The 22,961-nt window shown below is 68.4% G+C and carries 22 protein-coding genes; 12 read left to right on the forward strand and 10 right to left on the reverse strand.

The window, feature by feature from the left end:
- The first annotated feature begins 13 nt into the window (after window positions 1-13).
- The 3 genes from secD (at window position 14) to AC1VNX_RS02335 (ending at window position 5,464) form a co-directional block, all read left to right on the forward strand.
- On the forward strand, window positions 14-1,897 hold the full coding sequence (gene secD, locus AC1VNX_RS02325; RefSeq protein WP_483155303.1) for a protein translocase subunit SecD: 1,884 nt from the start codon (window positions 14-16) through the stop codon (window positions 1,895-1,897).
- A 24-nt stretch (window positions 1,898-1,921) separates the two neighbouring features.
- Window positions 1,922-2,875, forward strand: coding sequence for a protein translocase subunit SecF (secF, locus tag AC1VNX_RS02330; RefSeq protein WP_483155304.1), 954 nt, complete (start codon window positions 1,922-1,924; stop codon window positions 2,873-2,875).
- Between the two features lie 159 nt (window positions 2,876-3,034).
- Window positions 3,035-5,464 (forward strand): DUF1631 family protein, encoded by a 2,430-nt coding sequence (locus tag AC1VNX_RS02335; RefSeq protein ID WP_483155305.1) that lies wholly within the window; start codon window positions 3,035-3,037, stop codon window positions 5,462-5,464.
- Between the two features lie 122 nt (window positions 5,465-5,586).
- On the opposite strand, the gene AC1VNX_RS02340 is transcribed toward AC1VNX_RS02335, so the two are convergent.
- Genes AC1VNX_RS02340 through AC1VNX_RS02350 form a run of 3 tightly spaced genes read right to left on the reverse strand, consistent with a single transcriptional unit; the run spans window position 5,587 to window position 8,540 of the window.
- A complete protein-coding gene (locus AC1VNX_RS02340; protein ID WP_483155306.1) occupies window positions 5,587-6,105 on the reverse strand; it encodes a Smg family protein in 519 nt (172 codons plus the stop codon).
- 34 nt (window positions 6,106-6,139) lie between these two features.
- Window positions 6,140-7,288 (reverse strand): DNA-processing protein DprA, encoded by a 1,149-nt coding sequence (gene dprA / locus AC1VNX_RS02345; RefSeq protein WP_483155307.1) that lies wholly within the window; start codon window positions 7,286-7,288, stop codon window positions 6,140-6,142.
- 34 nt (window positions 7,289-7,322) lie between these two features.
- Complete coding sequence (locus tag AC1VNX_RS02350; protein WP_483155308.1) at window positions 7,323-8,540, reverse strand: LysM peptidoglycan-binding domain-containing protein; 1,218 nt, start codon at window positions 8,538-8,540, stop codon at window positions 7,323-7,325.
- A 158-nt stretch (window positions 8,541-8,698) separates the two neighbouring features.
- On the opposite strand from AC1VNX_RS02350, the gene def reads away from it, so the two are divergent.
- Genes def through AC1VNX_RS02375 form a run of 5 tightly spaced genes read left to right on the forward strand, consistent with a single transcriptional unit; the run spans window position 8,699 to window position 11,790 of the window.
- Entirely contained in the window at window positions 8,699-9,217 is a 519-nt protein-coding gene (gene def, locus AC1VNX_RS02355) for a peptide deformylase (protein ID WP_418129981.1), read from the forward strand.
- Between the two features lie 8 nt (window positions 9,218-9,225).
- Window positions 9,226-9,741 (forward strand): hypothetical protein, encoded by a 516-nt coding sequence (locus tag AC1VNX_RS02360; RefSeq protein ID WP_483155309.1) that lies wholly within the window; start codon window positions 9,226-9,228, stop codon window positions 9,739-9,741.
- Window positions 9,738-10,703 carry a methionyl-tRNA formyltransferase gene (gene fmt, locus AC1VNX_RS02365; protein ID WP_483155310.1) on the forward strand — a complete coding sequence of 322 codons (966 nt, stop codon included), beginning with the start codon at window positions 9,738-9,740 and terminating at the stop codon, window positions 10,701-10,703. Before AC1VNX_RS02360 ends, fmt begins: the two co-directional genes overlap by 4 nt.
- Window positions 10,703-11,443: an AzlC family ABC transporter permease gene (locus AC1VNX_RS02370; protein ID WP_483155311.1), complete on the forward strand. Its 741-nt coding sequence runs from the start codon at window positions 10,703-10,705 to the stop codon at window positions 11,441-11,443. The genes fmt and AC1VNX_RS02370 overlap by 1 nt, the downstream gene beginning before the upstream one ends.
- A 35-nt stretch (window positions 11,444-11,478) precedes the next feature.
- Window positions 11,479-11,790, forward strand: a complete 312-nt coding sequence (locus AC1VNX_RS02375) for an AzlD domain-containing protein (RefSeq protein WP_093055509.1) — start codon at window positions 11,479-11,481, stop codon at window positions 11,788-11,790.
- Window positions 11,791-11,794: 4 nt separating this feature from the next.
- Here the strand turns inward: AC1VNX_RS02375 and AC1VNX_RS02380 are convergent, their stop codons facing one another.
- The 6 genes from AC1VNX_RS02380 to AC1VNX_RS02405 are packed head-to-tail and all read right to left on the reverse strand — an operon-like array spanning window position 11,795 to window position 17,339.
- The gene (locus AC1VNX_RS02380; protein WP_483155312.1) at window positions 11,795-12,769 is read right to left on the reverse strand and encodes a Bug family tripartite tricarboxylate transporter substrate binding protein; all 975 of its coding nucleotides are present in this window, start codon (window positions 12,767-12,769) and stop codon (window positions 11,795-11,797) included.
- A gap of 49 nt (window positions 12,770-12,818) precedes the next feature.
- The gene (locus AC1VNX_RS02385) at window positions 12,819-13,784 is read right to left on the reverse strand and encodes an MBL fold metallo-hydrolase (RefSeq protein WP_483155313.1); all 966 of its coding nucleotides are present in this window, start codon (window positions 13,782-13,784) and stop codon (window positions 12,819-12,821) included.
- A complete protein-coding gene (locus AC1VNX_RS02390) occupies window positions 13,781-13,999 on the reverse strand; it encodes a DUF2783 domain-containing protein (protein WP_301505527.1) in 219 nt (72 codons plus the stop codon). The genes AC1VNX_RS02385 and AC1VNX_RS02390 overlap by 4 nt, the downstream gene beginning before the upstream one ends.
- Entirely contained in the window at window positions 13,996-15,648 is a 1,653-nt protein-coding gene (locus AC1VNX_RS02395) for an FAD-dependent oxidoreductase (protein WP_483155314.1), read from the reverse strand. Before AC1VNX_RS02395 ends, AC1VNX_RS02390 begins: the two co-directional genes overlap by 4 nt.
- Before the next feature lie 13 nt (window positions 15,649-15,661).
- Window positions 15,662-16,783, reverse strand: coding sequence for an alpha/beta hydrolase family protein (locus tag AC1VNX_RS02400; protein WP_483155315.1), 1,122 nt, complete (start codon window positions 16,781-16,783; stop codon window positions 15,662-15,664).
- Window positions 16,776-17,339: a VOC family protein gene (locus AC1VNX_RS02405; protein WP_483155316.1), complete on the reverse strand. Its 564-nt coding sequence runs from the start codon at window positions 17,337-17,339 to the stop codon at window positions 16,776-16,778. Before AC1VNX_RS02405 ends, AC1VNX_RS02400 begins: the two co-directional genes overlap by 8 nt.
- A gap of 91 nt (window positions 17,340-17,430) precedes the next feature.
- Between AC1VNX_RS02405 and AC1VNX_RS02410 the strand changes: the two genes are divergently transcribed.
- From AC1VNX_RS02410 to pyk, 3 genes are all read left to right on the forward strand, one after another.
- Window positions 17,431-18,339, forward strand: coding sequence for a LysR family transcriptional regulator (locus AC1VNX_RS02410; protein ID WP_483155317.1), 909 nt, complete (start codon window positions 17,431-17,433; stop codon window positions 18,337-18,339).
- Window positions 18,340-18,442: 103 nt separating this feature from the next.
- The gene (locus AC1VNX_RS02415; protein ID WP_483155318.1) at window positions 18,443-19,636 is read left to right on the forward strand and encodes a phosphoglycerate kinase; all 1,194 of its coding nucleotides are present in this window, start codon (window positions 18,443-18,445) and stop codon (window positions 19,634-19,636) included.
- Between the two features lie 107 nt (window positions 19,637-19,743).
- Window positions 19,744-21,192, forward strand: coding sequence for a pyruvate kinase (gene pyk, locus AC1VNX_RS02420; RefSeq protein ID WP_301505533.1), 1,449 nt, complete (start codon window positions 19,744-19,746; stop codon window positions 21,190-21,192).
- 103 nt (window positions 21,193-21,295) lie between these two features.
- On the opposite strand, the gene AC1VNX_RS02425 is transcribed toward pyk, so the two are convergent.
- Window positions 21,296-22,312: a 1-aminocyclopropane-1-carboxylate deaminase gene (locus AC1VNX_RS02425; RefSeq protein WP_126021135.1), complete on the reverse strand. Its 1,017-nt coding sequence runs from the start codon at window positions 22,310-22,312 to the stop codon at window positions 21,296-21,298.
- A gap of 142 nt (window positions 22,313-22,454) precedes the next feature.
- Here AC1VNX_RS02425 and AC1VNX_RS02430 point away from each other — a divergent pair, with 142 nt between their 5' ends.
- Window positions 22,455-22,940, forward strand: a complete 486-nt coding sequence (locus AC1VNX_RS02430; protein WP_301505536.1) for an Lrp/AsnC family transcriptional regulator — start codon at window positions 22,455-22,457, stop codon at window positions 22,938-22,940.
- Window positions 22,941-22,961 lie beyond the last annotated feature (21 nt).

Below are 22,961 nucleotides of genomic sequence, written 5' to 3' on the forward strand. Positions count from 1 at the left end.
AAAGCGCTTTCTCATGAACCGTTACCCGGTCTGGAAGTACGCGATCATCGTGGTCGTGCTGCTCGTGGGGCTCATCTACGCCCTCCCCAATTTCTTCGGTGAGGCGCCTGCTGTGCAGGTGTCGGCAGCCAAGTCGACCGTCAAGATCGACGCGTCGACCCAGGCCAGGGTTGAGAGCCTGCTGAAGGCGGCTGGCCTCACGCCCGACCTGCTGACCCTCGATCCCACCGCGGTGCGGGCGCGCTTCGCGACCCCCGACGACCAGATCAAGGCGCGCGACACGCTCCAGCAGGCGCTGGTGCCCGACGCCGACGACGCCTCGTACACGGTGGCGCTGAACCTCGTGTCGCGCTCGCCCTCGTGGCTGACGGCGCTGCACGCCTTCCCGATGTACCTGGGCCTCGACCTGCGCGGCGGCGTCGACTTCCTGCTGCAGGTCGACATGCGCGGCGTGCTCGACAAGAAGGCCGAGTCCTTCGCCGGCGACATCCGCACGGGCCTGCGCGAGAAGAAGGTGCGCGGCAGCGCCGTGAACCGCAACGGCCAGAGCGTCGAGATCACGCTGCGCGATGCCGACAGCGTCGAGATCGCCCGGCGCCTGATCCAGGACCAGATGCCCGACCTGAGCACCGTCGAGACCCAGCAGGGCAACGAATGGCGCATCGTGGCCAGCATCAAGCCCGAGGCCGCGCGCCGCTTCCAGGACTCGGCGCTCAAGCAGAACGTGACCACGCTGCACAACCGGATCAACGAACTCGGCGTGGCCGAACCCGTGATCCAGCAGCAGGGCATCGACCGCATCGTCGTGCAGCTGCCCGGCATGCAGGACCCGGCGCAGGCCAAGCGGATCATCGGCCGCACCGCCACGCTCGAGATGCGCCTTGTGGACGAAAGCGCCGAAGGCCGCTCGGCCGAACTGAGCGGCGGCCCGGTGCCCTTCGGCTCCGAGAAATTCCTCGACCGCCAGGGCCGCCCCGTGATCGTGAAGAAGCAGGTGCTCGTCACCGGCGAGAACCTCACCGACGCGCAGCCCGGCTTCGACCAGCAGAGCAACCAGCCCAAGGTCGACCTGACCATGGACTCCAAGGGCGGCACCATCATGCGTGACGTCAGCCGCGAGAACTACAAGAAGCGCATGGCCATGCTGATCTTCGAGAAGGGCAAGGGCGAAGTGCTCACGGCCCCGTCGATCAACGGCGAGCTGGGCAACCGCTTCCAGGTCTCGGGCTCGATGAGCGTGGCCGAGGCCAACGATCTCGCGCTGCTGCTGCGCGCCGGCTCGCTGGCCGCGCCGATGGAAATCATCCAGGAACGCACCATCGGCCCGACGCAGGGCGCCGAGAACATCAAGAAGGGCTTCGACAGCGTGATGTACGGCTTCGCCGCGATCATGGTGTTCATGTGCATCTACTACGCGCTGTTTGGCCTGTTCTCGTCGATCGCGCTGGCCGTCAACCTGCTGCTGCTGGTGGCCATTCTTTCCATCCTGCAGGCCACGCTCACGCTGCCGGGCATCGCGGCCATGGCGCTGGCCATCGGCGTGGCCATCGACTCCAACGTGCTGATCAACGAGCGGGTGCGCGAGGAGCTGCGCAACGGGGCGTCGCCGCAGGCGGCGATCCACGCGGGCTACGAACGCGCCTGGGGCACCATCCTGGACTCCAACGTGACAACGCTGATCGCGGGTATCGCGCTGCTGGCCTTCGGCTCGGGCCCGGTGCGCGGCTTCGCGGTGGTGCACTGCATCGGCATCGTCACCTCGATGTTCTCGGCCGTGTTCTTCTCGCGCGGCCTCGTGAACTTCTGGTACGGCCAGAAGAAGAAGCTCAAGTCGGTGTCCATCGGCACTGTGTGGCGCCCCTCGAACGACGGCACGGCCGTGGCCGAAACCAAGTAAGAAGCAGAAGAAGAGACACAAGCCATGGAATTCTTCCGCATCCACAAGACCATCCCGTTCATGCGCCATGCGCTGGTGCTGAACATCGTCTCCGTCGTCACCTTCCTTCTGGCGGTGTTCTTCCTGTTCCACCGCGGGCTGCACCTGTCGGTGGAGTTCACCGGCGGCACGGTGATGGAAGTCGCCTACAACCAGTCGGCCGACGTCGGCAAGGTCCGCGAAATCGTCGGCAAGCTGGGCTACACCGAAGTGCAGGTGCAGAGCTTCGGCAAGTCGGTGCAGATCCGCCTGCCGGTGAAGAAGGGCGCGACCTCCGCCCAGCAGAGCGCCGAGGTGATGGACTCGCTGAAGGCGGCCGACCCCACGGTGGAGCTGCGCAGCAACGAGTTCGTCGGCCCGCAGGTCGGCGACGAGCTCACCACCAACGGCCTGAAGGCCCTGGCCATGGTGGTCGTCGGCATCATGATCTACCTGGCGTTCCGCTTCGAGTGGAAGTTCGCGCTGGCTACCGTCCTGGCCAACCTGCACGACGTGGTGATCATCCTGGGCTTCTTCGCCTTCTTCCAGTGGGAGTTCTCGCTGGCGGTGCTGGCGGCGGTGCTGGCGGTGCTGGGCTACTCGGTGAACGAGTCGGTGGTGATCTTCGACCGCATCCGCGAGAACTTCCGCCGCTACCGCAAGATGTCGACCACCGAGATCATCGACAACGCGATCACCTCGACCATCAGCCGGACCATCATCACCCACGGTTCCACCCAGCTGGTGGTGCTGTCGATGTTCTTCTTCGGCGGCCCGACCCTGCACTATTTCGCGCTGGCGCTGACCATCGGCATCTGCTTCGGCATCTACTCGTCGGCCTTCGTGGCGGCGGCCATCGCCATGTGGCTCGGCGTGAAGCGCGAGGACCTGGTCAAGGGCGGCCCGGCCAAGCGCGACGGCGGCTCCGAGGACGATCCGAACGCCGGCGCCGTCGTCTGACGGATACTCCAGGGTTCGACAACCCAGGGCGAACGCGGCGGCAACCGCCGCGGTTCGCATGCAACGCCGGGCAATCTCCGCACTTGTGCAGCAGCCCGTCCCGATGCAAGCTCCGGTTGTCGCCAACGAATCGACTACCCTGGCCCTTCCGACCTTTCAATGAGCATTGCGCGGTCCGCTTCTTCCCTGCAGCTCGCACGCGAGACGCGTGAGCGTTTCGTATTGGCCACGGAAGGGGCCATCGCTCCGCTGGCACGCGCGATCCGGGACCGGCTGACCACCCTGTCCTCCGAGGCCGGCACCGCCCGCGCCATGCAGGAGAACCGCGACGATTTCGTCGCCTTCCAGGGGCAGGCCACCCAGTGGGTCACCCTCAGCCAGGCCGGCTGGCGCAAGGCGCTGGCCGCCAGCTCGGGCGGCACGGGCACCCTGCCTTCGGCGCTGCGGCTGGAGCTGATCGGCGACGAGGTGGTGGAAAGCAACATCCTTTCCTCGCGCCTTGCGCAGCTCATCCACGACAAGGCCAGCTTCGAGCTCAGCGACCTGCGCCTGCGCATCCAGCACCTGGAGGGCACCACCGAACTCGACGCCAAGGACGTGCTCAAGCCCGAGACGCTGGCCAAGCTGCTGGTCGAGCAATGGCTCGCGGCCGGCCTGAGCCGGGGCCTCTGGACCCGCGTGCAGGACACGGTGCAGCAGGGGCTGGTCGACGTGATCGTCAAGGCCTACGAGAGCGCCAACGCCTACCTGATCGCCAATGGCGTGATGCAGGAGATCGACCTCAAGAGCTTTGTCCGGCGCACGGGCAATGCGGGGGGCGCTGGCGGCGGCGGCGGATCGGGCGCCGCGCCGGTGGACAGCGGCATGTCAGCCGTCCACCAGGCCCAACCCCAGGCTCAGGCCGTGCAGCGGCCTGGTTTCGGATTCGAAGGCCAGCCGCAGCAGCTCTCCGTGCCGGGCGCAGTACCCACCACGACCACCGGCGGCTCGCCGCTGATGCTTGCGCGGCAGCGCGCGCAGACCGCGCTGCTGAGCCTCAAGCGCTTCGTGACCGCCCGCATCGGCGGCGACCCGGGCGCTGCCGGAGGCGCATTCCAGGCCGCCGGCGCGGAAGGCCGCGCCACGAGCGCCGGCAGCCAGCCGGGCACCCCGGGCGGCGGCGGTGGTGGCGTCAGCCCGGCGCCGCGCGCGTTCTCCCGGACGTTCGCCGGCGCCATCGCCGAGGCCGAAGCCGCCTACCGGATGGCCGCTACGCAATACATGGAAGGCGCGGCCGAGCAGGCCACGCTGATGCAGCAGACGGCCGTCGACCTGCGCCGGCGCACGGCAGAACTCAAGAAGCGCGCACCGACCACCGCCGACAAGGCCACCGTGGAGATCGTCGCGCTGATGTTCCAGGCCATCCTCGCCGAGGAGCGCATTCCGTTTTCGGCGCGCGTGTGGTTCGCGCGCCTGCAGATGCCGGTGCTGCGCGTGGCCATCGCCGAGCCCGAGTTCTTCGGCACCCTGCAGCACCCCGCGCGCATGCTGATCGACCGCATGGGCTCGTGCGTGATGGGCTTCGACGCGGCCGCCATCAGCGGCAGCGCGCTGGAAGGCGAGATCCGCCGCGTGGTGCAGGTGATCGAGCAATACCCCGAAACCGGCCAGCGCGTGTTCAAGCTGGTGTTCGACGAGTTCGTTGCCTTCCTCAACCGCTACCTGACGCAGAGCGACACCACGCAGCGCGTGATGAGCGTGGCGCAGCAGGTCGAGCAGAAGGAGACGATGGCGATCCAGTACACCATCGAGCTGCGCAAGATGTTGAACGACATGCCGGTGCGCGACGAGATCCGGGAGTTTCTCTTCAAGATCTGGGCCGAGGTGCTGGCCATCGCCGCGCTGCGCTACGGCGCGCAGGGCGAGCAGACCGTGATGCTCAAGCGCGTGGCTTCCGATCTGGTGTGGGCCGCGAGCGCCAAGCCCAACCGTACCGACCGCGCCCGCGTCATCCAGGACCTGCCGCAGCTGCTGCAGCGCCTGCGCCAGGGCATGGCGCTGCTGGGCATCGTCGACGAGCCGCAGGAAGCGCACATCAAGACCATCGGCGCCACGCTGTCGGACGCCTTCATGTCGAAGACCGAGGCGATCCCGCAGGCCAAGATCGAGGCCATGGCCGAGCGGCTGGCGCACCTGGAAGACTTCGTGAGCGACGTCGGCGGCACGGCCGACCTGCCGCTGGATGCACACAGCATCGAGCTGCTGCTGGGCGTGGACGCGGCATCGATCGAGGTCATTCCCGACACAGCCAACGCCAAGGTGCCCGAGGACATGGTCGCCTGGGCGCAGGAGCTGCAGGTGGGCAACTGGTTCATGCTCGACCACAACGATCGCGTGAGCCAGGTGCAGTTCGTCTGGCGCAGCGACCGCAAGCAGCTGCACCTGTTCGCATCGGGAGATGGACGCAGCTTCCTGATCCAGGCCGGGCGGCTGGCGGCCTATCTGCAGGCCGGCCTGCTGGTGCCGGCGGAAGAGGAAACGCTCACGGTGCGCGCCACGCGCGAAGCGCTGGCGAAGCTCGATGCCAATCCCGAGCGCCTTCTGAACTAGCTGGCCGGGCTTCTGCTCTTTTCAAGGAACACCGAGGAACCGACTTCGCCGGGCCTCTGGTGTCGTCCCCGGTAGGGGGTTGGCGCAGCGGACACGCAGTGCCGCGCAGCCTGGGGGCGGGCCTAATGTGCCGTGCGGCCTTCGCGGCTCTCGCACAGCTCGTCGAGCACCAATGCATCGGGCTCGATGCCGGTGCTCCAGTGCACCATCAGCACGATGATCTTCAGCTCGTCGAGCGCGACCGGATCGCCCGGCGCGGCCATCGCGCGCTCGACCACGATCTCGCGCAGCCCGCAGGGCAGCACGTCCGACGATTCGAGAAAGCGGATGAAGCCGAGGCACTCGGCGCCAAGGTGGTCCTGCTCGGCCTGTGAGTAGACGCGCATCGCGTTGCCCGATTGCGGCAGAGCCGCCTCGGGCTTGCCGCGAAGGACGACTGTGGCACTGGCCTCGTCGTCGGGGCTTCGTTCGATCTGCAGGCCTTGCGTTGCAAGGCTGAGGCCGTCGAGCCAGTGAAGGGCTTCGCGGATCTCCTCTGCCTCGAAGCCATGGGCACTGAGCTTGCGGCCCAGTTGCTCGGGTTCGGGGCAGGCGTCGCCGCGCCAGTAGTTTTCGTAGACAAAAACAAGCACTTCGAACATGGGCCCAATATAGCCGACGTTCGTGCAATGCCGACTAGGTGGATGCCACCCGTTGGAAGAGACCACCGGGCAATCGTGAGACATGCCCGTCCAGCTCGAGTTCGAGCATCTTCGCCTGCAGCGCGGCCGCGCCCCAGCCGGTGCGCGCGCTTATGGCGTCAAGGCTTGCCGGTTCGAAGCCGAGGGCCTCCAGCAGCGGATCTTCCGGCGACGAGGCTGCGTTCGTCGTATTGCTGGAGACAGGCGAAGCCGCAGCAATGCGCGGTGCGTGAAGCGGCGGCAGCTCCTCGAGGATGTCGCTCACCGACTCCACCAGCTTCGCGCCCTGCCGGATCAGCGCATGGCAGCCGCGCGATTGCGGCGAATGGATCGAGCCCGGTATCGCGAACACTTCCTTGCCCTGCTCCGAGGTGAGCCGCGCGGTGATGAGCGAGCCCGACTGCAGCGCGGCCTCGACCACCAGCGTGCCGCGCGCCAGCCCGGCGATGAGGCGGTTGCGCTTCGGAAAATTCTGCGTGAGCGGCGGCGTGCCCAATGGCAGCTCGCTCACGATCAGCCCCTGCAGCGTGATGCGGTGCGCGAGGTCACGGTGCCGCGCGGGGTAGACGCGGTCGAGCCCGGTGCCCACCACGGCCACCGTCGCGAGCCGGGGTGCGTCGCCCGCCGCATCGAGCGCCCCTTGGTGCGCCGCGCCATCCACGCCCAGCGCCAGCCCCGACACCACGGGCAGCCCCGCTTCGCCGAGCGCCCGGCCGAAGCTGCGCGCATTGGTCGCACCCTGCGGCGTCGGGTTGCGGCTGCCCACGACGGCGATGCTGTGGCCGAGCTGCGTGAGGTCGAAGCCGCAGGCGCCGAGCACGTAGAGCATCAGCGGCGGATCGGCCATTTCGAGCAGGGAGGCCGGGTAGCCGGCGTCGCCGAGCGTGACGACGCGGCGCGAGACCTTGTCGTCGCCCGCCTGCAGCCATTGCCAGGTCAGGTCGATCTGCGCCTGAAGGCCGGTGGGCGGCTGCGTCAGTGCTTCGGCCTGCGCGTGCGAGACGACTTCGCGCAGTGCGGCGTCGGGTTGGGTGAAGATGCGCTCGGGCAGCCCGAAGGCCGTGAGCAGGCGGCGCGCGGCACCGTCGCCGATGCCGGGCGTCAGCGAAAGCCGCAGCCAGCCTGCGAGTTCTGCGCGTTCCAATCGAGTGTGCGAGAAGAGAGGCCGGGGCCGCGGGTCAGGGATTGACGAGGAAGTCGCCGGCGCGCGGAGTGTCGTTGATTTCGAGCACCAGCGCGTACGAAACCTTCTCGAAGGTGCGGAACACCATCAGCAGGCCGATGCGCTCGTTGGGCAGCTTGATGGTTTCCTTGCGTGCGCCGGTGCGGTCGAGGATGGTCTCGCCGTTCTTCAGGATGGCCAGCACGTGGCCGTTGTCGACGCCGTCGCGCGTGCCCTTGTTGATGGCCACCACCTGGTTCTGCGCCGCGAACTGCACCGCGTTGCCGTAGACCGAGATGATGCGGCCGTCGACCTGCGTGGACGGCGCGCGCGGCACGTAGCTCAGCAGCTGGCGCGGCGGCTCGGGCAGCAGGCGGTCGCCGGCGCGCATTTCCTCGCGCGAGGCAATGATGTCGATGCTGGCGGGCACGACGGTGATGACGTCCTTGTCCTCGACCGTCTCGACGGTGGTCGATTCGCCGCGCTGCAGGCGGGCCTTGCCCAGGTACTGCGCCTCGTAGCCGAGGATCTCGCCCGTGCCCGGGTCCTTCAGCGGCGTGGCGTTGCGGAAGATGCGGAAGTTCTGCACCGGGCCCGGAACCTCGACCAACGGCGCCTCGGCGGTGCCGCGGGCATAGGCCCGGTCGCCGCGCGACAGCAGCACGCGGCTGTCGTTGCCGGCCACGATGCGCGGTGCGCTCTCGAGCGTGCCGGCGTCCACCACGATGGGCTCGCTCAGGAAGGGCTCGATGATGCTCGGGTTGAGCGTGGGCAGCGCCATGCCGGACAGCGAGTCGAAACGGGTGCGCGGTGACAGCTTGATGGTTCCGCCGTCGCCGCTGGTGCCGCTGCGGCGGGTGGTCAGGCGGGCGCGGCCGCCGCTCTTGTCCAGGTAGAGCACCTGGCCGGGGTAGATCCGGTGCGGGTTGGCGATTTCATTGATGTTCATGCCCCACAGCTCCGGCCAGCGCCAGGGGCGCAGCAGGTAGAGGCGGGAGATGGCCCAGAGCGTGTCGCCCGGCTTCACGGTGTACTCGTCGGGTGCCTTGGGCGACAGCTCGCTCAGCGGCACGCCGGCCTGGGCGGTCTGCTGGGCGGTGGCGCGCTGCTGCGGCGTGATGGGGTAGTTCTGAGCCCAGGCCGTCGTGGCGCCGCAACTGCCGATCACCGCCAGGGCTGTCAGCGTGGCAAGGAAAGAGGGGCGCTGGCGGTCGGTGAGTCTGAGCTTTTTCATGTCTGAAGGGTGAGCGCGCGACGTATCGCTGCGCATACGAATCTCACAATTTGCTACGAATTCTGCGCTGAAGCCCTTGGGAGGGCAACGTTTTCGGGCTCCGGAGCCGCGTGTCGTCGCGGAATTGGCGAAAATAGCCACAACTTTCCCCCGATTTCATGGCCAAACGAAACATTCTGAGTTACCCGGACAAGCGCCTGCACACCGTGGCCAAGCCGGTGCAGGGCGTCGACGCGCGCATCAAGACCCTGGTCGCCGACATGCTGGAAACCATGTACGACGCCAACGGCATCGGCCTTGCCGCGACCCAGATCGACGTGCACGAGCGCCTCGTCGTCATCGACGTGTCCGAAGAGCGTAACCAGCCGATCGTGCTGATCAACCCCGAGATCACCTGGGCCAGCGAAGAGAAGGTCGTGAACGAAGAGGGCTGCCTCTCGGTGCCCGGCATCTACGACGGCGTGCTGCGCTCCACCTCGGTGAAGGTGCAGGCGCTCGACGAGAACGGCGAGATGCGCACCATCGAAGCCGAGGGCCTGCTGGCCGTGTGCATCCAGCACGAACTCGACCACCTGCTGGGCAAGGTGTTCGTCGAATACCTCTCTCCCCTGAAGCGCAACCGCATCAAGAGCAAGCTGCTGAAGCAGCAGCGCGAAGAAATGCGGGAGCGGGCTTGAACCCTGTCATGAACACAGGCCGCGGCTCCGGTTCCCTTGCGGCGTTGGCGTTCGTCGCCGCTGTTGGCCTGGGGCTCTTGGCCGGCTGCGCCAGCGAGCCCACCCGCATCCAGCCCGGCACCACCGCCGCCGACACCCTGCAGCGCCTGGGCGCGCCCACCGGCCGCTATCCGCTCACGGGCGGCGGCGAGCGGCTGCAGTACTCGCGCATGCCGGCCGGCTTCGAGGTGGTCGACATCGACGTGGACGCCTCGGGCAAGGTGGTCTCGGTGACGCAGGTACTCAGCGAGGCGCGCTTCGGCCAGGACATCAAGGTCAACCAGTGGCGCCAGAACGACGTGATGGCCTTCTACGGCCGGCCCTATGAGATCACCCGCGTCAGCTCCTTCGACGGCGCTGTCTGGACCTGGCGCTACAAGGCCGTGAACGAGCGCCGCATGCTGTACATCTACATCGATCCGACCGGCGTGGTCCGGCGCTATCACACGGGGGACGATCTCGATTTCGATCGGATCCGGGATTGAGCCGCCTCAGAGTCGTCTTCGCGGGCACGCCCGAGTTCGCGCGCGTCGCGCTGGAGGCCATCGCCGCCGCCGGCCATGAGGTCGTGCTGGTGATGAGCCAGCCCGACCGCCCCGCCGGCCGCGGCATGAAGCTGCAGGCCTCCCCCGTCAAGCAGTGCGCCGTCGCCAACGGCTGGCCCGTGGCCCAGCCGCGCAGTCTGCGCCTGGACGGCAAGTACCCCGACGAGGCCTCGGCCGCGCGCGACACCCTGCTGGCCGTGAAGCCCGACGTGATGGTGGTCGCCGCCTACGGCCTGATCCTGCCGCAGTGGGTGCTCGACCTGCCGGCGCACGGCTGCCTGAACATCCACGCGAGCCTGCTGCCGCGCTGGCGCGGCGCCGCGCCGATCCACCGCGCCATCGAGGCGGGCGACGCGCAGACCGGCATCACCATCATGCAGATGGACGCCGGCCTCGACACCGGCGACATGCTGCTGCGCGAGGCCGTCGACATCGGCGCGGGCGACAACACCGCCCGCCTGCACGACCGCCTGGCCGAGCTCGGCGCAAAGATGATCGTCGAGGCGCTCGCGCGCATCGGCACGCTCACCCGCACGCCGCAGCCGGCCGAAGGCGTCACCTACGCCAGCAAGGTCGAGAAGCACGAGGCATTGGTCGACTGGACCCAGCCCGCCGACGCCATCGTGCGCCGCGTGCTGGCTTTCGACCCGTTCCCGGGCGCCAACAGCCCGCTGGACGGCGAAACCGTCAAGCTCTGGGCCGCCCGTGCCGAAAAGTCTCCTGCTGCCTGGTCGGCCGCGCCAGGCACCATCCTGGCCGTGGACGACACCGGCGTGACGGTGGCCGCGGCCGCCGGCTCGGTCGTCGTCCTCACCGAACTGCAGCGCCCGGGCGGCAAGCGCCTGCCCGTGGCCGCCTTCCTGCACGGCTTCGATCTGAAGCCCGGGCAGGTGTTCGGCTGATGTTCTTCTCGCAAAGCATCCGCGGCCGCCCCGAATTCCGGGTCGGCGTGCGCGACATGACTCCCGTGGCGCTGGGCATCGGCGCCTGGGGGCTCATGACCGGCGTGGCCATGGTCAAGTCGAACATGAGCCTGGTCGAGGCGGTGGCGATGACGCTGCTGGTCTATGCGGGCAGTTCGCAGCTCGCGGCCATTCCGCTGCTCTTCGCCGGCGCGCCGGCCTGGGTGATCCTGGCGACGGGCTTCTGCGTCAACCTGCGCTTCGTGGTGTTCAGCCTGCACCTGCGGCCCTACCTCATGCACATGCCGCGCTGGCGCCGCATGGTGCACGGCTACCTCACAGCCGACATGAGCTACGCGCTCTTCACGAAGAAGTACCCGAAGCCGCCGCTGACCATCGCCGAGCAGGAGTCGCAGGAGGCCTACCTCACGGGCAACTACTTCGTCACCTGGTGCGCCTGGATGGGCATGAGCCTGGTGGGCATCGCGCTGGCCAACTTCATTCCTCAGAGTTGGGGGCTGAGCTTTGCGGGCGTGCTGAGCCTGGTGGCCATCGTCTGCTCGATGGCGACGACCCGCCTGCGCGTGCTGGCCGCGCTGATCGCCGGCGCCACGGCGGTGGCGGCCTACGCGCTGCCGCTCAAGCTCAACATCGTGGTCGCCATCGGCGTGGCGGTGCTGCTGTGCTTCTGGCTCGAGAAGCAGCTCGGGCTCGACCCGAACGCGGAGGACGACAAGTGAGCAGCAGCGCCGGCGCAACCACCGACTGGTGGACCATGGGTGTGATCGTGGGCCTGGCCCTGGTCACCGTGCTCACGCGCTGCTTCTTCTTCATCCTCGACCGGCCCTGGGGCCTGCCCGAGTGGGCGCACCGCGCGCTGCACTACGCGCCGGCCGCCGCGCTCGCGGGCGTGATCGCGCCCGAGATCGTCATGACGCAGGGCCACCTCATCACCACGCTGCACGACGCGCGCCTGTACGCGGCGGTGGTCGGCGCCGCTTACTTCTACTGGCGGCGCGGCGTGCTCGGCACGATGCTCGCGGGCATGGCTGTGTACCTGCCGCTGCACCTCGGGCTGGGCTGGTAGGCGATCAATCGAGTTTGACGCCGGCCGTCTTGATGATGTTGCCCCAGCGTTCGCTCTCGGCGCGCGAAAGCTTGTAGAAGTCCTGCGGCGTCCCGGGCAGCGCCTCGAAGCCGAAGTCCGCGAACAGCTTCACCACCTTCGGCGCCTTCATCGCCTTGTGCAGTTCGGCATTGAGCCGCGCCACCGCTTCCGGCGGCATGCCGGCCGGGCCGATCAGGCCGTGGAAGGCGTAGGCGTTGACGTCGCTGAAGCCGGCCTCGACGAAGGTCGGCACCTCGGGCAGGGCGCCCGCGCGCTGCGGCAGCGCGATGGCCAGCACGCGCACCTTGCCCGACTTGATGATCGGCAGGCCCGAGGCCAGGTCCAGCATCATCGTCGGCACCTGGCCGCCCATCACGTCGGTCATGGCCGGTGCGGCGCCCTTGTACGGCACGTGCGTGATCGTCAGCCCGGCCTTCTGCTTGAAGAGTTCCATCGCCATGTGGTGTGGCGAGCCGTTGCCGGGCGAGGCGTAGCTCACCTTGTCGGGGTTGGCCTTCACGTAGCGCACGAACTCCGCCACGTTCTTCGCGGGAAAGTCGGGGTGCACCACCAGCGCCACCGGAAAGCGGCCGATGGTACCGATGTAGGTGAAGTCGCTCGCGGGCTTGTAGGGCAGCTTGGCGAACATGTGCTCGTTGAAGAGCAGCGCGGCGTTCTCCGCCTGCATGATGGTGTAGCCGTCGGGCCTGGCCTGCATCATCACCCCCACACCGATGTTGGTCGAGGCGCCCGGCCGGTTGTCGATGATGAGCGGCTGCCCCAGCGAGGGCTGCATCGCCTCGGCCAGCGTGCGCGCCAGGTTGTCGGTGCCGCCGCCGGCCACGTAGGGCACGATCCACTTGATCGGCTGGGTAGGGTAGGCCGCCGGCTGCGCCGATGCAAGGCTGGTGGCCAGTGCGAAGGCCGAGGCCAGCAGGGGAAGAAAAAATCGCTTCATCGTCTCTTGTCTCCGTTGCTCGTTTTGAAATCTTCGAAATCGGTCCGGCTCACTCGCCGCGCAGGACCTGCCACAGCTCGCGGTCGCGCTCGGCGGTCCACACCACCGGGTGCTCGATGCCGCGCAACTCGTCGTAGGCGCGCGAGACGTCGAAGGGCAGCACGTGCTGGAACACCGGCCAGTCGCCGAAGCGCGGTGCCATTGCCGCCTCGGCGCGCGCGAAGCAGCCCTTGAGCGTCTCACCCGCCGCGATGCCGGCCTTCACGCTCTCCAGCAGCGTCGATAGGAATGCCTTGGTGAGCCCGATGGCCTCGACGCATGCGGCCTCGTCCTGCAGCACGGCGCCTCGGCCGGGCACCAGCACGCGCGGCTTCAGCGCGGCGACCGCGTCGAGCGTGCCGGCCCAGTCGCCGATGTAGGCGTCGCCGGCATACACGCCGCAGCGGTTCTCGACCACGTCGCCCGAAAAGAGCACGCCGCAGTCGGGCAGCCACGCGACCGCATCGCCGCCCGAGTGGCCCCGGCCCAGCGACATCAGCCGCAGCTCGCGGCCGCCGCCCAGCGGCAGCGTCATCTCGCGGTCGAAGACCTTCGTGGGGATGGTCAGGCCCGGTATCTCCTCGACGCCCGCGAACAGGCGCGGAAAGCGGCCGACCTCCGAATCGAAATCGGCCTGGCCGCGCGTGCGTATCCAGTAGAGCGTGCCGCTGCTGGCGACGATGTCGCGCACCTCCGCGAAAGCGCTCGCGCCCATCACGCGCACCGCGTGGTAGTGCGTGAGCACGATGGTGCGGATGGGCTTGTCGGTCACCGTGCGGATGGCGGCGAGGAAGTCGCGCGCCATGCGGGGCGTGGGGCGCGTGTCGATCAGCACCACGTGCTCGTCGCCGACGACGAAGCCGCAGTTGGGATCGAAGTCGCTGATGTAGCCGTAGGCGCCGGGGCCCAGCTCCTGCAGCCGGGGCTTCTGCTCGCGCGTGTCGGAGGCGGATGCGAAGGAAACGGTCGTGGTCATGGGGTGTGGTGGTCGTCCGTTGTCGTCGTGGGTTCTTCTTCGGCCGCCGCGCGGATGCAGGCGAGCAGCACGTCCTGGTCGGCGCACTGGTTGGCCAGCAGCAGCACGAGGCGCGCGTTGAGGTCGGCGCTCTGCGCCTCGCTGCGGCCTTCGTGGGCGGCGAGCAGCGCGGCGTAGAAGCCGTCGGGGTCGGGGATGCGGGGCTCGGTGATCATGGGTTGCGCTCGTTGGCGGCCAGTGCGGTGTGCACGGCGGAGGCGATGGCCTGGGGCGTGGCGTTCGCCAGCACGGCGGCGCGGTAGGCGTCGGGGCGCACGAGCACGAAGCTGCCCGCGTCGCCAGCGCCGAGATGGGCCGCGAGCTTCTCGTCGGCCTGCAGCGTGGGCAGGCCGCTGTCGCCGCCCACGGCCAGAAGGCGCAAGGGCAATGAAGCCATTGCATCGACCGCCGCTCCCGCCTGCTCGCGTGTCGGCGCGAACCACAGGCCGATGCACTCGGTGCCCTCGGCCAGCAGCTGCATCAGCGTGGTCTCGCGGCCGTCGGACCAACGCAGCGGCAGGTTCTGCACCGAGCGCGCGCCTTCGGGCAGCAGCGGCGCGGGCGGATAGTCGTTGGCGACCGACATGCGGCCGGTGTTCACCAGCGCCCGCGCGAAGGGATGGCGCGCCGCCAGCGCCACCACGGCGCGGCGCAGCGTGTGCTCGGCCGGCGAGCGCGGCGCGAGGAAGCGCGCCGAGCGGCTCGTGACCTGCAGGTTCCGCTTCGCGGCGGGCTGGCGCTCGGCGTCGTAGCTGTCGAGCAGCGCGTCGCCGGCCTTGCCCTGCGCGACCAGCGCGAGCTTCCAGCCGAGGTTGGCCGCGTCCTGGATGCCGCTGTTGCCGCCGCGCGCGCCGAAGGGGCTCACCACGTGCGCCGCGTCGCCGATGAAGAACACGTTGCCGTGGCGGAAGCTGTCGAGCAGGTGGTCGCGATAGCCGTAGGGGCCGATCCAGACGAACTCGAACTCCACGTCCGGCCCGAGCTGCTCGCGCAGCCGCGCCCCCGCCACCTCGGGCTTGCTGATGTAGGCGGTGTCGCAGTCCTCGGGCATCTGGTAGTCGATGCGCCACACGCCGTCGGCCATCAGGTGTTGCCACACGCCGCGGCCTTCGTTGAAGGGCGCGTCCACCCAGGTCCAGCGCTCGGTGGGCAGCGGCTTCCTGAAGCGCACGTCGCTGATGCACCAGCGGTCGGTGCTGCGCGAGGAGTGCGTCTCGATGCCGAGCTGCGTGCGGATCGCGCTGTTGGCGCCGGTGGCGTCGATCAGCCGGTCGGCCTCGATGGTGTAGCTGCCGGCAGGCGTCTCGACTTCCAGGCGCACGCCGTCGGCGAGCTGCTCGACGCGCGTGACGCGGTTCTTCCAGCGCAGGTCGGTCAGTCCCAGTTCGATGATGCGCTCGACCAGGAACCACTCGATGTAGAACTGCTGCAGGTTGATGAAGGGCGGCTGCCGCGAGACGCTGTTGGCCTGCAGGTTGAAGTTGTAGACCTCCTGCTCGCCCGAGAAGGTGCGCCCGAAGGACCAGGTGATGCCCTTGGCCGCGATGCGCTCGTAGATGCCCAGGCGCTCGAAGATCTCCAGGCTCTTCTGCGCGTAGCAGATGCCGCGCGAGGAGGCGCCGCGCACGCCGACGGTGTCGTCCTCGTCCAGCAGCACGGCGCGCACGCCGCGCTGCGCCAGGTCGCAGGCCAGCGTGAGGCCCGAGGGGCCGGCGCCGACGATCACGATCGGATGGCGCGCGGGCTTCGTGTTGCCCAACTCGGGCGGCGGCGTGAAGGGCCAGGCCGGCAGCTCGTAGGCCGGCGCGAAAGCGAAGTTTTCCATGTGGGCTCTGCGGCTACAGCGCGTGCGCGAACTCGGCGATGGCGTCCGCCGCCTTCGGGATCAGCTCCGGCTGCCCCGCCAGGTAGTGGTTGCCGCCGACGATGTCGACGTTGCGGATGCCCGAGCCGCCCGCGGCCATCCACGCGTCGCGCGTGCTCGGGAAGGTCGACTGGTCGCCCGTGTAGGTCAGCAGCAGCTTCGGCACCGTGGTGCGCGCGAGGTTGGTCGGCCCGTCGGCCTGCGAGCGCGAGGACCATTGCGAGAGAAAGGCCGTCAGCGAGGTGGTGCGCCCCATCGCGTTGGCCGAGTAGTTCACCTGCCGCGCGTCGCCCCACACGCTGCCGGGCAGGCGGTCGTTGGGGTCGAGCGAGAGGTCCACGCAGCGCGGGTCGGCGTGCGTGCGGTAGACGATGAAGGTCTGGTCGCGCGACGCGCCGGGCGTGTTGCGCAGCAGCGCGAGGCGGTCGAGGCACCACTGTTCGATGCGATCCAGCCGCGCCTTCTGCGCGGCGCTGAAGCGGGCGAGGAAGTCGCTGTCGTAGGGCACGCGATGGCGCGCGTCGTACATGTCGAGCTCGGGGTCGACCGAGAGCGGGTCGTGTTCGTCGGTGACCGAGGGGTCGATCCAGTCGCGCATCAGCCGGGTGCGGCCCAGGTGCGCGGCGCACAGGGCGATGCCGTCCACGGGCGGCAGGTCGCCGGGGTGCAGGTGCGTGGGGTCGCCGTCGGGCAGGTGCGTGGCGGTGAGTTTTTCGGCCTGCGCCTGGTAGAAGGCCGAGAGCGCTGCGCCGCCGGAGTTGCCGACGAGGAACACCTTCTCGTAGCCGGCGGCGCGCAGGTATTGCACGCCCGCGCCCAGATCTTGAATGGCGCGCTCCATCAGCAGCACCGTGTCGTTGCCCACGAAGCGCGAGTTCAGGCCCATGCAGCAGATGCCGCGCTCGGCCAGCGGGCCGATCAGGTAGTGGCCCATGAAATTGCTCGTGGGGTGCATCACGATGGCGGCGATCTTCTTCGGGCCCTGCGGCGCGCAAAAGGCGCCGTAGATGCGCGGGCGCAGCAGCTGCAGGCCCGACTGGCTCTCCATGGCCGCGCCGGGCTTCACGTCGATGACGGCGAGTTGGAGCTCAGGCATGCAGCGAGCCTTTCGCGGTGGCGGCGGCGCGCAGGCCGGCCTTGCGTTCGGTCCACGCGTCGAGCTCGGCGCGCGCGCGCAGCGCGTGCTCGTCCATCTCCGACTGCGGCACGGTGGGCGTGGTGAGTTCCACGCGGATGCCGTTGGGGTCGAAGAAGTAGATCGATTCGATGATGTGGTGGTCGGTCACGCCCAGCACCTCGACGCCCGCGCCTTCGAGCCGCGCCTTGGCGGCCAGCAGGTCGGCCACCGAATCCACGCGCAGCGCGATGTGGTTCACCCACGAGGGCGTGTTGGGCGAGGGCAGCGCGGCGACGTCGTCGCCCAGGTCGAAGAAGGCGATGAACGAGCCGTCGCGCATGCGGAAGAAGATGTGCACGTAGGGGCAGTACTCGCCCGTGCTCGGCACGTGGTCGCTCTTGATGACATGGGCCAGCGGCAGGCCGAGCAGGTCTTCGTAGAAGCGGCGGGTTTCCTCGCTGTCGCGGCAGCGCCAGGCGAAGTGGTGCAGCCCGTGGATGGGCGGTGGGGGTGCCGTGTTGGCGGTCGTCGGCATGGCTCGTGTCTCCGGTGAGCCGGTATTGGGCGATGCCGCGTCTTATGATGCAATCGAAATTAATTCATCGATTGATGAAGCATTCATATATATGAACCTCACCCTGCGCCAGTTGCGCGCCTTCGCCGCCGTGGCCGAGAGCGGCAGCTTCACCGCTGCGGCGCAGCAGCTGCACCTCACGCAGTCGGCGCTCAGCGTGCTTGTGCGCGAGCTGGAGCGCGAGATGGGCGTGCAGCTGCTCGACCGCAACACGCGGCGCGTGCAGCTGTCGGAGGCGGGGCGCGAGTTCCTGCCCTCGGTGCACCGGCTGCTGGGCGACCTGGCCGGCGCGGTGGCCGGCGTCACGGATTTGCGTGACAAGAAGAAAGGCTTGCTACGGCTTGCCGCGCCGCAACTCATGGCCTGCACGCTGATGCCGCGCGTGATCGCGCTCTATCGCGAGCAGTATCCCGACGTCGACGTGCGCCTGGCCGACACCCTGCCCGAGCACCTGCTGGCCGGCGTGGCGGCGGGCGATGTGGAACTGGCAGTGGGGCAGGACGTGGCGGTCGACAACGCCATCGAGCGCCGCACGCTGCTGCGCGACCGGCACTGGCTGATCTGCCCGCCCGGCCATGCCTTCGCGAGCCGCCGCAAGGTGCGATGGCACGAACTGGGGCCCTACACCTTCATCGCGCCCACGCGCGACTTCCGCCAGCGCGTGCTGCCCGAACTGGCCCCCGCCGAGCGCGAGTACATGCTGCGTCCCGGCACGCAGGAGGTGTCGTACATGACCACCGCGCTTGGCATGGTGGCCTCGGGGCTGGGGCTGACCGTGTGCCCCACGTACTCTGCGCCGCTGGTGCGCGCCCACGGCTTGCAGATGGTGCGGCTGGAGTCGCCCGACTTCCATCGCGAGGTGTGCGTCTACAGCGCGGCGCGGCGGTCCTTGTCGCCGGCGGCCGCGAGCTTCGTGAAGGTCCTGGAGGGTTTCGCGCGCGAACAGCAGCAGAAAGACTGAGGAAAAGCATCGACGCCCGGCAAGAGGCGCGTAGAGGCGGCGATGGGGCCAAAACTACAATGCAGGCCGATCCCCGTCTTCCAATCTTCTCCAGGTTTCTCCAATGAACGTCATTCGATTCACCGACCTCTGCGCGCAGGGCAAGGCCGCCGGCCAGCGCGTCTTCATCCGTGCAGACCTCAACGTGCCGCAGGACGACGCCGGCAACATCACCGAAGACACGCGAGTCCGCGCCTCGGTGCCCTGCATCAAGCTGGCGCTGGACGCCGGCGCGGCCGTGATGGTCACTTCGCACCTGGGCCGCCCGACCGAGGGCGAGTTCAAACCCGAAGATTCGCTGGCCCCGGTCGCCAAGCGCCTGGGCGAGCTGCTTGGACGTGAAGTGCCGCTGGTCTCCAACTGGGTCGATGGCGTCGACGTGAAGCCCGGCCAGGTCGTGCTGCTGGAGAACTGCCGCGTCAACAAGGGCGAGAAGAAGAACGACGAAGGCCTGGCCCGCAAGCTGGCCGCGCTCACCGACATCTACGTGAACGATGCCTTCGGCACCGCGCACCGCGCCGAGGCCACCACCTACGGCATCGCGCAGTTCGCCAGGATCGCCGCCGCCGGCCCGCTGCTGGCGGCCGAGATCGACGCCATCACCAAGGCGCTGGCGCAGCCCAAGCGCCCGCTGGTTGCCATCGTCGCGGGCTCGAAGGTGAGCACCAAGCTGACCATCCTGAAGAGCCTGTCGGCCAACGTCGACCAACTGATCGTGGGCGGCGGCATCGCCAACACCTTCATGCTGGCCGCGGGCCTGAAGATCGGCAAGTCGCTGGCCGAGCCCGATCTGGTCAACGAAGCCAAGGCGGTGATCGACGCCATGCGCGCGCGCGGCGCCGACGTGCCCATTCCCGTGGACGTGGTCACGGCCAAGACCTTCGCGGCCGATGCGGTGGCCACCGTCAAGGACGCGAGCGACGTGGCCGACGACGACCTGATCCTGGACATTGGCCCCAAGACCGCCGCGATCCTGGCTGCGCAGCTGCGCGAAGCCGGCACCATCGTCTGGAACGGCCCGGTGGGCGTGTTCGAGTTCGACGCCTTCGCGGGCGGCACCAAGGCCATCGCGCAGGCCATCGCCGAGAGCAGCGCCTTCTCGATCGCCGGCGGCGGCGACACGCTGGCGGCCATCGCCAAGTACGGCATCGAGAAGCAGGTCGGCTACATCTCGACCGGCGGCGGCGCCTTTCTTGAAGTGCTGGAGGGCAAGACCCTGCCGGCCTTCGAGATCCTGTCGAAGCGCGCGGCCGGCTGAACCGGCTTGGGCCGGGTTCCGGGGCTCATCGAGGAAAAACCCATGGGTGACTTCCGCCAGACACACAAATTGTATACAGTAGCGAATACAAAACGGAGACTACCCTCATGAGCACGGACCGCATTCCCCGCCACGCCACCAAGATCGTCGCCACCCTCGGTCCGGCGTCCAGCTCCCCTGAACTGCTGGAGAAGATGATCCAGGCCAAGGTCAGCGTGGTGCGGCTGAACTTCAGCCACGGCACGGCGCAGGACCACATCGACCGCGCCACCATGGTGCGAGAAGCCGCCCGCAAGGCGGGGCGCGAAGTGGCCATCATGGCCGACCTGCAGGGCCCCAAGATCCGCGTCGGCAAGTTCGCGCAGGGCAAGGTCTGGCTGGAGCCGGGCGCCAAGTTCGTGCTCGACGCCTCGCGCACCGAGCTCGGCGACGCCGATGCCGTGGGCCTCGACTACAAGGACCTGCCGCGCGACGTGAAGCCCGGCGACAGGCTGCTGCTGAACGACGGCCTCATCGTGCTGACCGTCGACGCCGTCCGGGGCGAGGCGGTGCACACCACCGTCAAGCTCGGCGGCGAGCTGTCGAACAACAAGGGCATCAACAAGCAGGGCGGCGGCCTCACCGCGCCCGCGCTGACGGCCAAGGACATGGAAGACATCAAGACCGCGATGAGCTTCCAGGCCGACTACGTGGCCGTGAGCTTCCCCAAGAACGCCACCGACATGGAAATGGCCCGCCAGCTGTGCAACGTGGCGGCCGCCGAGTACGGTCACAAGCCCGGCATGATCGCCAAGATCGAACGCGCCGAGGCCATTCCGAAGCTCGAAGAGATCCTGCGCGCCAGCGACGGCATCATGGTCGCGCGCGGCGACCTCGCGGTCGAGGTGGGCAACGCGGCAGTGCCCGCGCTGCAGAAAAAGATGATCCGCATGGCCCGCGAGATGGACAAGGTGGTCATCACCGCGACCCAGATGATGGAGTCGATGATCACCAACCCCGTGCCCACCCGCGCCGAGGTGAGCGACGTGGCCAACGCCGTGCTCGACGGCACCGATGCCGTCATGCTCTCCGCCGAAACCGCCTCGGGCCGCTACCCGCTCGAGACCGTGCAGGAGATGAGCCGCATCTGCGAGGCCGCCGAAGCCGCCGAAGACAAGCAGCTCGACGCCGACTTCAGCGGCCAGAACTACAGCCGCATCGACCAGTCGATCGCCATGGGCGCGCTCTTCACCGCCCATCACCTGGGCGCCAAGGCCATCGTCGCGCTCACCGAATCGGGCTCCACGCCGCTGTGGATGAGCCGCCACCGCGCGCACATCCCCATGTACGCGCTGACCTCGCGCCTGTCGACGCAGCGCAAGATGGCGCTTTACCGCAACGTGCGCCCGCTGCTCATGGATTCGGAAAGCGACCGCGACACCGCGCTGCTGCAGGCCGAGAACCACCTGAAGAAGCGCGGCATCGTGCAAAGCGGCGATGTCTACGCCATCACCTGCGGCGAGCCGATGGGTGCCCCGGGCGGCACCAACATGCTCAAGATCTGCCGGGCGAGCTAGGCACTCCCCCAGGCTTCGCGCACTTCGTGTCGCTTCGCCAACCCCCTCGCCGGGGGCAACACCTGCGGCCCGGCAAAGCCGGTTCCGCGGTGTTCCTGGGATTTCAGCCGTTCCTGAACAGGAAGCTGTAGGCGTTCAAGGCTGGCACGCCGCCCAGGTGCGCATACAGCACCTTCGAGCCCGCCGGGAATTCGCCCAGGCGCACCTTCTCGATCATCCCGTGCATCGACTTGCCCTCGTACACGGGGTCGGTCAGCATGGCCTCGAAGCGCGCGCTCAGGCGGATGGCTTCCAGCGTGCCTTCGTTGGGCAGGCCGTACTCGGGGCCGCCGAAGCGGCGGTCGAGCACGATGTCCTTCTCGGTGATGTCGCGGCCCAGCTCCACCAGTTCGGCCGTGTTCTTCGCGATGCGCAGGATCTGGTCGAAGGTCTGCTGCGGCTTGGCCGAGGCGTCGATGCCGATCACGCGGTCGGCGCGGCCGTCGGCGGCGAAGCCCACCACCATGCCGGCCTGCGTGCTGCCCGTCACCGAGCAGACCACGATGTAGTCGAACTTGAAGCCCAGTTCGGCCTCCTGCTGGCGCACTTCCTCTGCGAAGCCGACGAAGCCCAGGCCGCCGCGCGGATGCTCCGAGCAGCCCGCCGGAATCGGAAACGGCTTGCCGCCTGCCTTGCGCACGCTCTCCATGGCGTCTTCCCAGCTCTTGCGGATGCCGATGTCGAAGCCGGCTGCGTCCAGGCGCACGTCGGCGCCCATGATGCGTGACATCTCGATGTTGCCGACCCGGTCGTACACCGCGTCGGAGTAGTTGACCCAGTTCTCCTGCACCAGCACGCACTTCATGCCGAGGTGCGCCGCCACCGCCGCGACCTGCCGCGTCTGGTTCGACTGGATGCCGCCGATGGACACCAGCGTGTCGTAGCCGCCTTCGATCGCCTCGGGGATCAGGTATTCGAGCTTGCGCGTCTTGTTGCCGCCGAAGGCCAGGCCGCTGTTGCAGTCCTCGCGCTTGGCGTAGAGATCGACCTTGCCGCCCAGGTGCGCGCTCAGCCGCTTCAGCGGTTGGATCGGCGTCGGGCCGAAGGTCAGCGGGTGACGGGGAAACTTCTTGAGGTTCATCGCAGCGGTTCCAGGAAGGAGGTGGTGAAGGCCCTCATCGTAGAAACAATGCCGCGCAACGTGCTTGCGAAGTTTTCTGGATTCGCCAGAGAAAAAGATGCACTATGGAAAGAAGCAAAACTTTCATTCCGGTAGAAATCAAATGAGCACAACAAAATTGCGTGACACGCCGGAGCTCGATCGCACCGACCGCGCCATCCTGCGCACCATGCAGCGCGACGCCTCGCTGTCGAACGTGGCGCTGGCCGCCAGGGTCAACCTGAGCCCGGCCGCCTGCCTGCGCCGCGTCGAGCGGCTCAAGGCGGCGGGCCTCATCAAGGGCATCGTCGCGCTGCTCGACCCCGACGCGCTCGAAGTGGGCATGCTCGTGATGATCGGCGTGGTGCTCGACCGCTCCACGCCCGACTCCTTCGCCAACTTCGAGAAAGCCGCCCAGAAGGTCTCGGGCTGCCTCGAATGCCACGTGGTCTCGGGCGAGTTCGACTACTTCATGCTCGTGCGCACCCGCGACAACGACAGCTTCAACCGCCTGCACGCCGAGCAGCTGCTGTACCTGCCGGGGGTGCGGCAGATCCGCACCTTCGTCGTGCTCAAGCAGGTGCTGTCGACCACGCAGCTGCCGGTCTGACGAAACCGGCGGCCGGCCGCG

This window comes from Variovorax sp. TLI9-5A (assembly GCF_056867935.1).

What these genes read in the sequence shown, in the direction of transcription:
- secD (WP_483155303.1), top strand. Translation starts at nt 14, where the DNA reads ATGAACCGTTACCCGGTCTGGAAGTACGCGATCATCGTGGTCGTGCTG.
- secF (WP_483155304.1), top strand. Translation starts at nt 1,922, where the DNA reads ATGGAATTCTTCCGCATCCACAAGACCATCCCGTTCATGCGCCATGCG.
- AC1VNX_RS02335 (WP_483155305.1), top strand. Translation starts at nt 3,035, where the DNA reads ATGAGCATTGCGCGGTCCGCTTCTTCCCTGCAGCTCGCACGCGAGACG.
- AC1VNX_RS02340 (WP_483155306.1), bottom strand. Translation starts at nt 6,105, where the DNA reads ATGTTCGAAGTGCTTGTTTTTGTCTACGAAAACTACTGGCGCGGCGAC.
- AC1VNX_RS02350 (WP_483155308.1), bottom strand. Translation starts at nt 8,540, where the DNA reads ATGAAAAAGCTCAGACTCACCGACCGCCAGCGCCCCTCTTTCCTTGCC.
- def (WP_418129981.1), top strand. Translation starts at nt 8,699, where the DNA reads ATGGCCAAACGAAACATTCTGAGTTACCCGGACAAGCGCCTGCACACC.
- AC1VNX_RS02360 (WP_483155309.1), top strand. Translation starts at nt 9,226, where the DNA reads ATGAACACAGGCCGCGGCTCCGGTTCCCTTGCGGCGTTGGCGTTCGTC.
- AC1VNX_RS02370 (WP_483155311.1), top strand. Translation starts at nt 10,703, where the DNA reads ATGTTCTTCTCGCAAAGCATCCGCGGCCGCCCCGAATTCCGGGTCGGC.
- AC1VNX_RS02375 (WP_093055509.1), top strand. Translation starts at nt 11,479, where the DNA reads ATGGGTGTGATCGTGGGCCTGGCCCTGGTCACCGTGCTCACGCGCTGC.
- AC1VNX_RS02380 (WP_483155312.1), bottom strand. Translation starts at nt 12,769, where the DNA reads ATGAAGCGATTTTTTCTTCCCCTGCTGGCCTCGGCCTTCGCACTGGCC.
- AC1VNX_RS02385 (WP_483155313.1), bottom strand. Translation starts at nt 13,784, where the DNA reads ATGACCACGACCGTTTCCTTCGCATCCGCCTCCGACACGCGCGAGCAG.
- AC1VNX_RS02390 (WP_301505527.1), bottom strand. Translation starts at nt 13,999, where the DNA reads ATGATCACCGAGCCCCGCATCCCCGACCCCGACGGCTTCTACGCCGCG.
- AC1VNX_RS02395 (WP_483155314.1), bottom strand. Translation starts at nt 15,648, where the DNA reads ATGGAAAACTTCGCTTTCGCGCCGGCCTACGAGCTGCCGGCCTGGCCC.
- AC1VNX_RS02400 (WP_483155315.1), bottom strand. Translation starts at nt 16,783, where the DNA reads ATGCCTGAGCTCCAACTCGCCGTCATCGACGTGAAGCCCGGCGCGGCC.
- AC1VNX_RS02405 (WP_483155316.1), bottom strand. Translation starts at nt 17,339, where the DNA reads ATGCCGACGACCGCCAACACGGCACCCCCACCGCCCATCCACGGGCTG.
- AC1VNX_RS02410 (WP_483155317.1), top strand. Translation starts at nt 17,431, where the DNA reads ATGAACCTCACCCTGCGCCAGTTGCGCGCCTTCGCCGCCGTGGCCGAG.
- AC1VNX_RS02415 (WP_483155318.1), top strand. Translation starts at nt 18,443, where the DNA reads ATGAACGTCATTCGATTCACCGACCTCTGCGCGCAGGGCAAGGCCGCC.
- pyk (WP_301505533.1), top strand. Translation starts at nt 19,744, where the DNA reads ATGAGCACGGACCGCATTCCCCGCCACGCCACCAAGATCGTCGCCACC.
- AC1VNX_RS02425 (WP_126021135.1), bottom strand. Translation starts at nt 22,312, where the DNA reads ATGAACCTCAAGAAGTTTCCCCGTCACCCGCTGACCTTCGGCCCGACG.
- AC1VNX_RS02430 (WP_301505536.1), top strand. Translation starts at nt 22,455, where the DNA reads ATGAGCACAACAAAATTGCGTGACACGCCGGAGCTCGATCGCACCGAC.